The sequence below is a fragment of the Maribacter sp. genome (assembly GCF_016744255.1).
Lineage (GTDB): Bacteria > Bacteroidota > Bacteroidia > Flavobacteriales > Flavobacteriaceae > Maribacter_B.
This window is the reverse complement of the sequence record NZ_JADGES010000026.1, coordinates 1-13,849: the sequence shown is the minus strand read 5'-3', so window position 1 is coordinate 13,849 and position 13,849 is coordinate 1. Positions and strand designations below refer to the sequence as shown.

Here is a 13,849-nt window from a genome sequence, read left to right as displayed (position 1 = left end):
TTTATTAATTATAAATATAGCTATAAAACAGAATAATAGAATCGTTTTTTCTTACATTTAGTGAAGAATGAGGGTTTTCTAGTACTTTATGAAGTGGAATTTAATAGCGTCTATTTTTATAAGCATTTGATTATTTGTTACGGTATTCTTTGGTGTAATGATTTTTCTATTGAAAAATTATAGAGACTGTTAGTTAGAGTATTATCACAAATTAGGTGTAATTATGTTTTTAAAAGTGTTGTTACGCGCTATCAAAAACTGTAATTTTGATTTTATTATTAATTAACCATTAATTAAATCGAAATCAGGGTGAAAATCAATACTGTTTTAGTCGCAAATCGAGGAGAGATAGCCATACGTATTTTTAGAGCTTGTGTAGAAATAGGCATAAAAACTGTTGGTATATACACCTATGAAGATCGTTATTCTTTACATAGATATAAGGCGGATGAATGTTATCAGATAGGAGAAGATAATGAACCTCTAAAACCATATCTAGATATTGATGCTATTATAAAAGTAGCAAAAGATAATGGTGTAGATGCTATTCATCCGGGCTATGGTTTTCTTTCCGAAAATGCCGAATTTGCTCAAAAATGTGAAGACAATGGCCTAAAGTTCATAGGGCCTAAAGTATCTGTATTAAAGGCTCTAGGAGATAAAATTACGGCTAAATTGGTTGCAGTGGAGAATAATATTCCCATTATCCAAAGTAGCGATAAAGATTTAACTACCGTAGAAATAGCACTTTCAGAGGCAGAAAGAATAGGGTATCCTATTATGCTTAAAGCCGCTTCTGGTGGTGGTGGTCGTGGTATGCGTGTAATACGTACAGAGGCCGATTTAAGAAAAGGATTTCCAGAAGCACGCAGAGAATCGCTGAATGCATTTGGAGATGATACTGTTTTTCTAGAAAAATTTGTAGAAAACCCAAAACATATAGAGATTCAAATTGTTGCCGACGAGCATGGTAATATGGTGCATTTGTTCGAGCGCGATTGCTCGGTACAAAGACGTTACCAAAAGGTAATAGAATTTGCTCCTTCTGTAGGTTTGTCGCAAGAAACCAAAGATAGTTTGTATCAATATGCTTTAGATATTTGTAAAGCAGTAAACTATAATAATATTGGTACGGTAGAATTTTTGGTCGATGATGATGGTAGTATCTATTTTATCGAAGTAAACCCAAGAGTACAAGTAGAGCATACAGTAACCGAAATGGTTACGAATATCGACCTGATAAAAACACAAATTTTTGTTGCTGGTGGGTATAAATTATCCGACAAGCAAATAAAAATTGAGAGCCAGGATGCGGTACATATTTCTGGTTATGCGTTGCAATGTAGAATAACAACAGAAGACCCGAGCAACGGTTTTAAACCAGATTATGGTGTGGTAACCACCTACCGCAGTGCTTCTGGTTTTGGTATTCGTTTAGATGCTGGTAGTGTATACCAAGGGGTTTCTATTTCTCCATTTTTCGATTCTATGCTGGTAAAAGTATCAGCAAGAAGTAGAACTTTAGATGGTTCTTGTAGAAAAATGCGTAGGGCTTTAGCAGAATTTAGAATTAGAGGTGTAAAAACCAATATGGCCTTTTTAGATAATATTCTAAAACACCCAACTTTTAGAGATGGTAAGGTAACGGTTAATTTTATTCAAAATGAACCTAAGTTATTTGAGTTTGTGGAACCTAAAAACCGTGTCAATAAATTAATTCAATTTTTAGGAGATACTATAGTAAATGGTAATCCGGATGTAAAAAAATATGACCCTAAACACGTTTTTTCTAAGCCTATTGTTCCTTCGTTTCCAAAGAATGAAGACTATGGTAAGGGAACCAAAGATTTATTAACGGAATTAGGTCCAGAGAAATTTGCACAATGGTTAAAAAATGAAAAGAAAGTTCATTTTACAGATACCACCATGCGAGATGCACACCAGAGTCTTTTAGCTACGAGAATGCGTACTGTAGATATGCTAAAAGTAGCAGAAGGGTATGCTAAAAATAACCCAGACATTTTTAGTATGGAAGTTTGGGGAGGCGCTACTTTCGATGTTTGTTTGCGTTTTTTACAAGAAAATCCATGGGAGCGTTTAGCTTTATTGCGTAAAGCAATGCCTAATGTTTTATTGCAAATGTTAATTAGAGGCTCTAATGGCGTTGGTTATACCGCTTATCCCGATAATTTAATTGGCGAGTTTGTAGAGAAATCATGGGAAACTGGGGTTGATGTTTTTCGAATTTTCGATTCCCTAAACTGGATGAAATCTATAGCACCCTGTATAGAACATGTGCGTACAAGAACAGGCGGATTAGCAGAAGGTTCTATTTGTTATACGGGCGATATTTTAGACCCATCCAAGACCAAATACAATTTAAAGTACTACGTACAATTAGCAAAAGATATAGAAAATGCTGGAGCACATATTTTAGGCGTAAAAGATATGGCAGGTTTATTAAAACCAAATGCTGCGTATGAACTAATAGGAACCTTAAAATCCGAAATAAATATTCCTATTCACTTACATACACACGATACGTCTTCTACCCAAGCAGCAATGTATTTAAAAGCAGTAGAAGCAGGTGTAGATGTGGTAGATGTAGCATTAGGAGGTTTATCCGGACTTACATCTCAGCCAAACTTAAACTCGGTTATGGAGATGCTGCGTTTCCATGAAAGAGAGAATATATTAAATGTAGAAAAGCTAGCAGAATACTCTAACTACTGGGAAACGGTACGTAATTACTATTACACTTTTGAATCTGGATTAAAATCTGGTACAGGAGAAGTGTATAAGCATGAGATTCCTGGCGGACAGTATTCTAACTTAAAAGGACAAGCAATTGCTTTAGGATTAGAAGATAAGTTTCCAGAAGTTACCAAAATGTACGGAGAGGTAAATACCTTGTTTGGCGATATTGTAAAAGTAACACCAAGCTCTAAGGTGGTTGGCGATATGGCGCAATATATGATTAGTAATAGCCTAACCGTGGAAGATATATTAGAAAAAGGCGAAAATATTTCTTTTCCAGAATCGGTTAAGAGTTTCTTTAGAGGAGATTTAGGACAGCCCCTTGGTGGTTTTCCAGAAAAGCTTCAGAAAATAATTCTTAAAGATGAAATTGCGTATACCGAAAGGCCAAATGCACATTTAGAGCCGATAGATTTCGAGATAGAACTTAAAGCCTTTAAAAAGAAGTTTAAAAAAGGTATGGGAAGAGAGTTAGAAATGACCGACTTGCTATCCTATAAACTGTACCCAAAAGTATTTACAGAAGCCTATAATAACCATGTAAAATATGGTAATGTAATGAACATACCTACCAAGAACTTCTTTTATGGAATGGAAGTAGGAGAAGAAATAATGGTAGAGCTAGACAAAGGGAAAAAAGTACTTATTTCCTTAATGCTAAAAGGGGAGCCAGATGAAACTGGTAACGTTAGTATTTTCTTTAAAATTAACGGGCAGTTACGTAATGTATTGGTTAAGAACACTTCTGCAAAGGTTAGTAAAATAGAAAATACAAAAGCAGATATAGCAAATGCTAAAGAAATTGGAGCGCCATTACAAGGGCTTCTTTCTAGTGTATTGGTTAAAAAAGGAGAGGAAGTAAAAAGGAACCAACCGTTATTTATTATCGAAGCTATGAAAATGGAAACTTCTGTAACTGCTACCGCAGATGGGGTAGTAGACCGTATTTTGTTAACTGACGGATCCTTAGTAAATTCAGAAGATTTAATAATTGTATTAGAATAAATAAAGTATATAAGAATATAAGTCCCTTTGAAGACTACATTCAAAGGTGTTTTTTGTGTTAGCTATTTTTGATAAGAATATAGAAGAAGACATTCATTAACTTATCCGTAAGTAAATAAGAGAGTATGAAACAAACCCCAAGGTTAGAGGAATTTAAAAAATCGGTTACCAATAGATTTAACGTTTATAATAGCTTGTTTTTAAATCTACCTTATCGCAACATAGAAAACGTAGGAATGGTTATTCCTTTAATGTTAGATCAGTGTCAAAAAGGACTTAAATCGGGTAAGAACCCTAAAGAGATTTTAGAAATCTTTTTCGAGAATTATGTAGATATTAAATCCGAAAAAGATAGAATAGATTTTATGTTTCGTATTATTCAGTACGTAGAGCGCCAAGTGGTGTTGTATGATAGTGTAGAAGATGCAGCATTTCCAAAATTGTATGAACATAGTAGTAACCTTACCATTAAGGATTATTTTGAGTTGGTTCATAAGAATAAAAGTTGGGATAAAATTGCCGAGCAGTTATCTACTTTTAGCTCTAGATTAGTATTAACAGCGCACCCTACGCAGTTTTATACACCTGCGGTATTAGATATTATCGCGGAACTGCGAACGTTGATTCTAGAAGATAATATAGACGATATAGATGTTACCCTACAGCAATTAGGATTAACGTCTCTTATAAATTCTAAAAAACCAACACCATTAGATGAGGCTAAGAATATTATTTACATTCTTAGAAACGTGTATTATGATGCTGTGGGAGAATTGTATGCGTATTTAAGAAAGAATATTAAGAATACAGAATTCGAAAACTACAATATTATAAAATTAGGGTTCTGGCCTGGAGGAGACAGGGATGGTAACCCTTTTGTAACCGCAGATATCACTGCCGATGTAGCAGATGAATTACGAATTACTTTAATGAAGTGTTATTATAACGATTTAAAGCAATTGCAGAAAAAGTTAACTTTTAGTGCGGTTCAAGAATGTCTCAATGAACTTCGTGCAAATTTATATGCAGCCATGTTTAATCCCAAAAAGCATGTTGGCTATACAGATATTATTGGTCCACTAGAAAAAATAAGAGCCATTTTAATCGAAAAATCACACGGTTTATACTTGGCAGATTTAGATATTTTTATGGATAAGGTGAAAATCTTTAAAACCCATTTTGCAACTTTAGATGTTAGGCAAGACCATAGTATACATACCAGAGTAGTAGAAACAGTTTTAAAGCAAAACGGTTTAATTAAAGAAAATTTATCGGAGCTTAAGGATGAAGAGCTGGTAGGTATTTTATTGCATAAAGACCTGAAGTTAAACCAAGAATATTTTGAAGAAGGAACAGTAAGAGATACCATTAAAAACATTAGTCAGTTAAAAGACATACAAGGAAAGAATGGCGAAGAAGGCTGTAATAGATATATTATAAGTAATTCTGAAGATGTATTTTCTGTTCTTTTTGTGTATGGATTATTTAGATGGTGTGGATGGAATGCTAAAGAAATATCTTTTGATATTGTTCCTCTATTCGAAACTATGGATGGAATGGATGCAGCAGAAGATACCATGCAGAAATTATTCAACATGCCAGATTATATGGCGCATGTAACACAAAGAGATAAAAAGCAAACCATGATGCTAGGTTTCTCTGATGGTACTAAGGATGGTGGGTATTTAAAAGCCAATTGGTCAATCTTAAAAACCAAAGAAAGTCTTTCTGGCGTATGTGCTAAAAATAATATAAAAGCCATATTTTTCGATGGCCGTGGCGGACCACCAGCACGTGGAGGAGGAAAAACACACCGTTTCTACGCAGCACAAACCAAAGATATAGCAAACAACGAAATTCAATTAACTATTCAGGGGCAAACCATAACGAGTACCTATGGAACCAAAGAGCAGTTTAAGTATAACAGTGAGCAATTATTAACCGCAGGTTTATCTAATAATTTCTTTGGAGAAGAAAATGTAATTTCTAAAAATGAAAGAGGTTTAATAGAAGAGCTTTCAGAACTTAGTTTTGAGAAGTATGATGCCTTAAAACATCATGATAAATTTATGTCGTACCTAGAAAATAGAAGTACGCTTAAATATTATAATAAAGCTAATATTGGAAGTCGCCCAGGAAAAAGGGGAAACAAAGCTAAGTTAGAGCTGTCCGATTTACGAGCCATTTCTTTTGTAGGTTCTTGGAGCCAGTTAAAGCAAAACGTTCCGGGTTATTTTGGTTTAGGAACCGCTATAAAAAGCCTAAAAGATCAAGGGAGAATTGATGAGGTTAAGGCTTTATATAAAGAAGTTCCTTTATTTAAAGCCTTAATGTCTAATAGTATGATGTCGCTTTCTAAATGTTACTTTGAGCTTACCAGCTATATGAAAGAAGACAAAGAATATGGCGATTTCTGGACAATTTTGTATAACGAATACAATTTGTCTAAAGAAATGTTATTGCTCATAACAGATACAGAAATACTAATGGAGAACGAAGCCGTTTCTCGCGAGTCTATTAAAATTAGAGAGAATATTGTACTGCCATTATTGGTAATCCAGCAATATGCATTGCAGAAAATAGCAGCAGATTCGTCTTTTAAAGAATTGTATGAAAAGATAGTTACACGTTCCCTATACGGTAATATTAACGCTAGTCGTAATTCGGCTTAGTACCACAGTAATATTTTAAGAAGCACCCACTTTGATTTAAAATCAAAGTGGGTGCTCTTTATACCGATAAGTTGTTTACATTAGACAAATGTATTACTACCTCACTTTAGCCTTTCAGGCATATTGCATTTATCACTGTTTTTCCAACAAGAATAACAACTATTGGTTTCTTGTAATTATTTTTTTGCCAGTCATAGGTTGCTTGGTTTATCTTTTTATGAATGTTATTCGTAAGGATGATGTGGATAAACTGCAAAAAGATATAACAGCGGTAGTAAATCCAACAAAGAAAATAGAAGATTTAGAGAAGAAACTCGAGTTTTCTAATTCCTTTGAGAATAAGGTGGCTTTGGCCGATGCTTATTTGGAAAACAAAATGTATACAGAAGCTATTGCACAATATAAAACGGCTTTAATAAATATGTTTCAGAACGATTTTTATGTGATTTCTAAACTGCAAGAATGCCATTACTTTAAGTCGGAATTTGCAACCTCCTTAGAGTATGGAGAAAAAATAGTAGACTCGCCAAAATTCAAAAAATCGAAAGCTCCCTTTTTATATGGTATGGCCTTAGAAAAAGAAGGAAAAGTTGCCGAAGCAGAAGAGATGCTAAAATCTTTGGATGCCCCGTATAGCAAGTACCAAGAAAGGCTAGAGTTGGCAAAATTTTATATCCGTAACCATAAATTAGCGGCTTCTAAAGAAGTATTGCAAGACATAATAACGGAATCTAAAAGTATGTCTAAACCCGGGTATAAAACTAATTTAGCCATTTTCACCAAGGCTAAAGAACTTATTGCAACTGCCTAATAATGTTTACCCACGTACATCCATACGAGCCCTTTTTATTTAAAGAAGCCACCAAGCTTATTGTTGGCACATTACCGCCACCAAGATTCACTACAGGCGATTTAAAAGAGGACGATGTAGATTTTTGTTACGGTAGCCGAAACGGAATGCTTTGGCCTGTATTAGACCGTATTTTTAATCTAAATTTAAAGTACGAAACCACTGCCTACGCAGCCAACCAAAGACGTAATTTTTTACTCCAAAGAAAAATTGGAGTTTGCGATATTGTAGGTAGTGCCAAGAGAGATAAAATCGATGCTTCCGATTTGGGAATGCAGCATATAGAATTGCGTAATATTGTAGGATACTTAAAACAATATACCAAGGTAGACACGCTAATTTTCACAGGTGGAAACAGCAAAAATGGACCCGAATATTTTTTTAGAAAACACCTTAAAGAAAAAGGTTTGTCTCTAACCGTAGAGAATGACCAAGTACCCCGAATACATAGTTTTGTACTTCCTAATAGTACAAGAAAAATCACCACAGTTTCTTTAACAGCACCATCTGGAACCGCAAATAGAGCTATTGGCAGTATGCAGACATATAAAGAGTTAAAGAATGCAAACCCAAAATTTAATACACTAGATTTTAGAGTATTGCAGTACGAACCCTTTTTTTAATCGCAGGGCGATAGCCTATTTGGGTTTAATTCCTCCGTACTTGCTAGGAAAGAATACAAAAATTTTATACGGAATATCTCTTAGCCTTGCGCTTAGGTTGTTTATTTTTTAATCTATACTTCGAGGTTGCTCGTCGTTTATAAAGGGATTAAAAAGAGTATTTCGCGTATCTTTATAAAGAATGTAAATGAAGGTATGTTGTCTAAAATAATAACCTATATCATTGGTCTCGTTTGGCTGGTCAATGGTTTGTATTGCAAAATATTAAACCAAGTACCTAGGCACCAGGAAATTGTAACTTGCATTTTGGGAGAATCTTACAGACCTCTTTTCATAATTCTCATTGGTTGTTCTGAAGTGGCTATGTTTCTATGGATTGTCTCCAGAATAAAAACGCGTATAAATGCTATTTTGCAAATAACAATAATAGCAACCATGAATATAATGGAATTCCTTATAGTGCCAGATTTGCTGCTATGGGGAAAATACAATTCCCTCTTTGCATTTCTTTTTATAGTACTTATTTATGTAAATGAGTTTCATTTACGAAAAGAACAAAACCCAGTACAGCATGTTTTCTAAACTAAAAGACCACCCTTTTGCGATAGAATCCCATTTTAAAAGTTCTTTGGTATTCACATTTGCAGTACCCAAAGAACAACTGCAAGATAAGATACCCAAATGCTTACAGTTAGATACTTTTAAAGATACCCATGCATTTGTTGCTGTAGCTATGGTGCAAACGGAAGATTTACGCCCCAAAGGTTTCCCTAAATTCATGGGGAATAATTTTTTCTTAATTGGGTATCGTGTTTTTGTGCGGTATACCACTAAGGAGGGCAAGAACTTACGAGGATTATATATTTTAAAGTCGGAAACCAATACCAAGAAAATGGAATTTATGGGGAATATTTTTACCCATTACCAATACACCACCACGGATATTACACAAACAGAAGAGGAGGAGAAGCTAGAAATAGAATCCAAAAAATCGGGATTTAAAGTAGCTATGAGAAAAGAAAACGAAGCTGAGGTTTCTTTACCTAAAGATTCTCCATTTGCAGATTTTAAAGAAGCACGCAGATTTGCAGGCCCGCTGCCATTTACCTTTACGTATAATAAAGAAAAGAAAGAAATTTTAATTATAGAAGGTGTACGCCAAAATTGGAAACCACAACCGGTAGAGGCTTTAGAATATAATTTTAGCTTCTTAAAAGAACAAAATATAGAAAATGCGGTTTTGGCCAATGTTTTCGAAATAAAAGACATTCCCTATTATTGGAAAAAAGGCAGAATAGAAAAATGGAAACCCTAAGAAAACCTAACCAAGGCGTTCTCAATATAGTACGCTTTAACTGGCATTTTTATGTAATAGCGATACTGCTTATTGGGGTATTACTGCTGGGAGTTAATTATGTAACTCCAATAGGACAGATGTATATTTACAGCGCAATAATTATACTGCTAGTGGCAGTGCCATTACTTGTGTCTTTAGTAGTGTCTTGGTATGTGTACGATTGTTCAGGTCTGTATGCCTTCTCTTGGCTACCTGAAGAAAACACAGAACAAACTATTGTAAATGTAAATGCCGGTTTTGATGAAACCAGTGCTATATTTAAACAAAGGTTTAAAAATTCCGAACTAAAAGTGTTCGATTTTTACGACCCTAAAAAACATACGGAGGTTTCTATACAAAGAGCACGTAAAGCATACCCACCGTATAAGAATACTATAATAATAGAAACCACCCAATTACCAATGGAAGATAGCACCGCCGATAAAATACTAGTGGTATTTGCTGCACACGAAATTAGAGATGTAGAAGAAAGGCAAGATTTTTTTAAAGAATTATATAGAGTATTAAAACCTAATGGGAGAATATATGTGCAAGAACATCTAAGAGATACTGCCAATTTTTTGGGATACACAGTAGGTTTTTTACATTTTTATGATAGAAAATCATGGTTTACTATTTTTAAGAATGTTAACTTAGATATAGCCAAAGAGCTAAAACAAACCCCATTTGTTACCACCTTTATACTCGAAAAAAATGGAAATACACATTAAAATTATAGGCATACTGTTAGTTATTTTGGCAGGAATACATGTAATATTTCCCAAATATTTTAATTGGAAAAAAGAATTAAGCGCGCTAAGTCTTATAAACAAACAGATGATGGAGATACATACCCTCTTCATAGCCATTACCGTTTTGTTTATGGGCGTACTTTGTGTTTCTTCGGCAGTGGAGATTGTAGAAACACCATTAGGTAGAAAAATAGCCTTTGGTTTTGCGATTTTTTGGTTACTACGCCTTATCATACAGTTTGTGGGTTACTCTTCTAAACTATGGAAAGGCAAGCGGTTTGAAACCCTAGTACATATAGTATTTAGTATACTATGGCTATATATTACGGCTGTTTTTTTGGTGACTGCATTGGCATAAATATAGATTATCATTAATTATATCTTTTAGTATTCGGAACACCAGAATAACAACAAAAACATCAATTCGAGTGCTTTGCCTTTAGGTAAAGCGTATCGAGAATAGTTTTTGCGACAAAACTCGTTCTCCATATTTAACCATTACATGCCTTAAAAAAACACTTTAAAAGAGGGTTTTTCCATCATATTGATGCTTTATTATATGCATGCCGTACTTATTAATATATTCGTTAATAAGTATTTATGGGTATTACACTTTTCTGTACTATTTATTTCTAAAATTGTAGGAGATTTATGTTTTACAAGTAAATTAGAAAAGAAAAATTCCGTTTATCGGAGTGTTAGCAAAAAGCGTAAAAAATGAAAATACAATATAAAAGAAAAAAACTAAATTCAAATCTCTGGATTGGTATTGTTTGGTTAATAATTGGACTATTAACTCTAAGCTATGATGGACAAAAACGTTGGATGGATTACGGATATATTTTTATGGCAGTTCTTTATCTTGGACAATATTTCTACGAGTCTCGAAATCAATATTTGACCATAAAAAACGGTAAAATCAGTAAAAATCGATTTTTCGGAAGGACTATAGAGTTAAATCAAATAAATTGGATTAAGAAATATGCTGGAGATTACATTCTGAAAACGGACAAGCAGGAATTGACAATCAATACGGATTGGATTGACGAAAAATCAATACTTGAATTGAATAAGGTTTTAGGACAGTTGAAATTATCTCCTGAGAAAACGCCATTTGCTAACAAAACCTATACGTAATGCGGACTTTTGGGCTAAAACGGAAAGGTCTGTGTATATTTATGGTGTCGCTAAATCTTATGGATTTAGCTTTGAACAAGAAAAAATAAAACTAAACAATAAGCTTTAGCTTCGTGCGCAGACGGAAACGGAAATGTTTCCTTGCCTCCGCACTACGCATAGCTCAGTCGTTGTAAAACATTTAAAAAAATATATGGACGAAAGATGGACTTTAGGAGTTTTAGGTTTGTACACTGTTATATATCTTGTTGTTTTCTTTGTACATAAATCACAAATTGACAGACAGAAAGATGTTATATCTTCAATGAAATCGTTTATGGAAGTATTTAAAGTAGACGAAGTAAAAAAGTTTGTTGAGCTTAAAGAAAATAGAATGATAATGCAGTTTGAGGACGAAATGAAGAATGACGGGAATCTAAGGGAAATGACCGAGAAAATAGTTCTTGAAAGAATTGAGCCTCTTAAAAAAGTGTACATAGACCAAATGGGAGAACAACACTTAGAGATGACAGCCCGTAATAGCTGAGTTTATGAAAGCAGTTAAAAAAGAAGATAGAGAAAGATTCATAACAGAACAGTTAAATAGTTGTAAGCATATTTTTATTCCTATGCTTGATGATATTGATAGTAATAGGATTTGACATTATCGTAATTATTCTTTGAGTCTAACCAGTGTTTTAGTATAAAACCATATTTTTCATCAAACTCATCGGTTACTTCGGATTTAGTAACGCAAGCAGAACCGAAAAAAAAACGTTTTACAACAAAACCTATACTTAATAAGGGTTTTAGTAATTTATTCATAGTTCTGTGTTTATTTGTTAAGTCGCTAAAAAATTAAATTTTTTTTTTGTTAAAAATTAAAAAAAATAAGATATCACTTTCAGATTAGAAATAGAACCACTCGTATTTGAACATTCTCCCAACGATGTTGATTTAATTAATCATTGGAAAGAGGTTAGTCAAGCCTTTAAATCATATGAATTTGATTATGAAGATTCTAAATACATAATAAATTCCGATTTCAGTAACCTTTTTAAAAGAGCGGAAGATAAGAATGCATTTTATGGCGGAATAATTGAAATGAAAATTTCCTGTAGCAACTCAGACAGCAAAAAGAACATAGAAAAATTCATTATTTTAAGCTATATAGACGTACTATTTTTATGTTCAAATTTTGCATATCCTGGTTCCATGAATATTCGTTCTTCTATAGAATTAAACAATAAATCTGTCGAAGAAATTAATCTCACAGGTGTTTATTTTGAAAGCTCGACTGAAACTTCTCACAAGTTTGGTGGATGGCCAGAGATTAGAATAATCCCGATAAAATATGTTCTTGAATGGTATAACTCACTAAATGTGGGTTTGAAAATCAAAGCAGAAAATAATATTGAAAGAACTTTGTTTTCAATCTTATATTTTTCACATGATACTTATGCTGGGTATAACCCAACCCTTATTGTGTGGATAATTCAAGCATTAGAGTCTTTTTATGGAATAAAGTCAAATGATTCAATCATTAAAACCCTAAAAAATCGTATTTCCTTACATTTAGGGCAAACGCCACAACCGAAAAAAGTAAACAAAAAAATTAATGAGTTCTATGATTATAGAAGCAAGTTCGTACATGGTGATATGGAAATCATGAGACTTGGTGGTGATAAATTTTTACGAAAAGATTATATTGACGATTATATTGACGATTATATTGACGATTATAATTTGAAACTAATTGACCTATGCGATTTTGGAGTAACATTAGTGATTTCGAGCATTCAAAAAATGATAACTATTGATGCCAAATCAATGGAATTCAATGAAACAGTAAATTACAAATAACTTTTGCTAACAAGGCCTATAAATAATGCGGAGTTTGGTGTTTAACTCAAAGTTATGTGTACTTTTATAAGGTCGCCAAATCAGTTTGATTTGACATTGTAGTAAGTAAAAAAATAAAATACAAACGAAAAGTTTTCTTGCCTCCGCACTACGGATAGCTTAAGCTGAAGAAATACCCTCACATAAATTGAATAACATCGAAACAACGGAAAATATATTCGCCCATTTTGAAAAATTTATTAAACTTTCGGAAAGTTTGAAATCTGAACTTTCAAAACGAATAAAGCCGATAGTATTTCAAAAAGGAGAACTCGTTTTAGACGCAAACAATATCTCTAAAAAAAGTTATTTCATTAACAAGGGTATTCTACGAACTTATTTTATTAAAAATGGAAAAGAAATTAGTGAATATTTTTCAGGAACAGATGAATGGGTCAACTCACCCAAAAGCTTTATGCAAAGAAAAAAAGATATCTACTACATTGATGCAATTGAAAATACCGAAGCATATTCTATATACGTAAACGACCTTGTATATCTTTTTGACAATTTTCCAGAAATGGAACGTTATGCTCGTTTATCAATGGGAACTATTTTTGGTCATTTTATGGAACGTATAACCTCTATAAGATTTACATCTGCCAAAGAGAGATATAATCATTTTCAAAAAACTTATTCTAATATTTATCATCGTATTCCTTTAGGTATGGTTGCTTCTTATTTAGGAATAACTCAAGAAACATTAAGTAGAATAAGGGCAGAAAAGTAGTTATTTGATCAATAGCGTCCTAAACGCTTAAAAAAGAGAAAGGGAGTTTTGTTCCTCAAAGTTACCTTTGTGGTGCAACACAAAAAGCACCTTTCTCAGATGATAA

13 protein-coding genes are annotated in these 13,849 nt (G+C 33.3%); 12 read left to right on the top strand and 1 reads right to left on the bottom strand.

The features are described from left to right. The first annotated feature begins 309 nt into the window (after window positions 1–309). From QZZ51_RS06470 to QZZ51_RS06425, 10 genes are all read left to right on the top strand, one after another. Entirely contained in the window at window positions 310–3,762 is a 3,453-nt protein-coding gene (locus QZZ51_RS06470; protein WP_291867550.1) for a pyruvate carboxylase, read from the top strand. Window positions 3,763–3,887: 125 nt separating this feature from the next. Next, a complete protein-coding gene (locus tag QZZ51_RS06465; RefSeq protein WP_291867546.1) occupies window positions 3,888–6,434 on the top strand; it encodes a phosphoenolpyruvate carboxylase in 2,547 nt (848 codons plus the stop codon). A 184-nt stretch (window positions 6,435–6,618) separates the two neighbouring features. Next, window positions 6,619–7,245 carry a hypothetical protein gene (locus QZZ51_RS06460; RefSeq protein WP_291867543.1) on the top strand — a complete coding sequence of 209 codons (627 nt, stop codon included), beginning with the start codon at window positions 6,619–6,621 and terminating at the stop codon, window positions 7,243–7,245. A gap of 2 nt (window positions 7,246–7,247) precedes the next feature. Next, window positions 7,248–7,907, top strand: coding sequence for a uracil-DNA glycosylase family protein (locus QZZ51_RS06455; protein ID WP_291867540.1), 660 nt, complete (start codon window positions 7,248–7,250; stop codon window positions 7,905–7,907). Between the two features lie 195 nt (window positions 7,908–8,102). Beyond that, window positions 8,103–8,489: a DoxX-like family protein gene (locus QZZ51_RS06450; protein ID WP_291867537.1), complete on the top strand. Its 387-nt coding sequence runs from the start codon at window positions 8,103–8,105 to the stop codon at window positions 8,487–8,489. Further along, on the top strand, window positions 8,479–9,222 hold the full coding sequence (locus QZZ51_RS06445; protein ID WP_291867535.1) for a DUF2071 domain-containing protein: 744 nt from the start codon (window positions 8,479–8,481) through the stop codon (window positions 9,220–9,222). Before QZZ51_RS06450 ends, QZZ51_RS06445 begins: the two co-directional genes overlap by 11 nt. Further along, window positions 9,210–9,974 (top strand): methyltransferase domain-containing protein, encoded by a 765-nt coding sequence (locus QZZ51_RS06440; protein ID WP_291867532.1) that lies wholly within the window; start codon window positions 9,210–9,212, stop codon window positions 9,972–9,974. Before QZZ51_RS06445 ends, QZZ51_RS06440 begins: the two co-directional genes overlap by 13 nt. Then, complete coding sequence (locus tag QZZ51_RS06435) at window positions 9,958–10,353, top strand: hypothetical protein (RefSeq protein WP_291867530.1); 396 nt, start codon at window positions 9,958–9,960, stop codon at window positions 10,351–10,353. The genes QZZ51_RS06440 and QZZ51_RS06435 overlap by 17 nt, the downstream gene beginning before the upstream one ends. Window positions 10,354–10,712: 359 nt before the next feature. Beyond that, window positions 10,713–11,132 (top strand): hypothetical protein, encoded by a 420-nt coding sequence (locus QZZ51_RS06430; protein ID WP_291867528.1) that lies wholly within the window; start codon window positions 10,713–10,715, stop codon window positions 11,130–11,132. Window positions 11,133–11,325: 193 nt separating this feature from the next. Beyond that, entirely contained in the window at window positions 11,326–11,658 is a 333-nt protein-coding gene (locus QZZ51_RS06425) for a hypothetical protein (protein ID WP_291867525.1), read from the top strand. 80 nt (window positions 11,659–11,738) lie between these two features. Here the strand turns inward: QZZ51_RS06425 and QZZ51_RS06420 are convergent, their stop codons facing one another. Then, window positions 11,739–11,936 (bottom strand): hypothetical protein, encoded by a 198-nt coding sequence (locus tag QZZ51_RS06420; protein WP_291867523.1) that lies wholly within the window; start codon window positions 11,934–11,936, stop codon window positions 11,739–11,741. 390 nt (window positions 11,937–12,326) lie between these two features. On the opposite strand from QZZ51_RS06420, the gene QZZ51_RS06415 reads away from it, so the two are divergent. Both QZZ51_RS06415 and QZZ51_RS06410 read left to right on the top strand, forming a co-directional pair. Further along, entirely contained in the window at window positions 12,327–12,974 is a 648-nt protein-coding gene (locus tag QZZ51_RS06415; protein WP_291867520.1) for a HEPN domain-containing protein, read from the top strand. 256 nt (window positions 12,975–13,230) lie between these two features. Next, window positions 13,231–13,743: a Crp/Fnr family transcriptional regulator gene (locus tag QZZ51_RS06410; RefSeq protein WP_291867517.1), complete on the top strand. Its 513-nt coding sequence runs from the start codon at window positions 13,231–13,233 to the stop codon at window positions 13,741–13,743. Window positions 13,744–13,849 lie beyond the last annotated feature (106 nt).

Bases quoted from the DNA above. Each gene is read 5' to 3' on its own strand.
- QZZ51_RS06440 (WP_291867532.1), top strand. From the start codon at position 9,210: ATGGAAACCCTAAGAAAACCTAACCAAGGCGTTCTCAATATAGTACGC.
- QZZ51_RS06430 (WP_291867528.1), top strand. From the start codon at position 10,713: ATGAAAATACAATATAAAAGAAAAAAACTAAATTCAAATCTCTGGATT.
- QZZ51_RS06450 (WP_291867537.1), top strand. From the start codon at position 8,103: ATGTTGTCTAAAATAATAACCTATATCATTGGTCTCGTTTGGCTGGTC.
- QZZ51_RS06435 (WP_291867530.1), top strand. From the start codon at position 9,958: ATGGAAATACACATTAAAATTATAGGCATACTGTTAGTTATTTTGGCA.
- QZZ51_RS06465 (WP_291867546.1), top strand. From the start codon at position 3,888: ATGAAACAAACCCCAAGGTTAGAGGAATTTAAAAAATCGGTTACCAAT.
- QZZ51_RS06455 (WP_291867540.1), top strand. From the start codon at position 7,248: ATGTTTACCCACGTACATCCATACGAGCCCTTTTTATTTAAAGAAGCC.
- QZZ51_RS06445 (WP_291867535.1), top strand. From the start codon at position 8,479: ATGTTTTCTAAACTAAAAGACCACCCTTTTGCGATAGAATCCCATTTT.
- QZZ51_RS06425 (WP_291867525.1), top strand. From the start codon at position 11,326: ATGGACGAAAGATGGACTTTAGGAGTTTTAGGTTTGTACACTGTTATA.
- QZZ51_RS06420 (WP_291867523.1), bottom strand. From the start codon at position 11,936: ATGAATAAATTACTAAAACCCTTATTAAGTATAGGTTTTGTTGTAAAA.
- QZZ51_RS06415 (WP_291867520.1), top strand. From the start codon at position 12,327: ATGAATATTCGTTCTTCTATAGAATTAAACAATAAATCTGTCGAAGAA.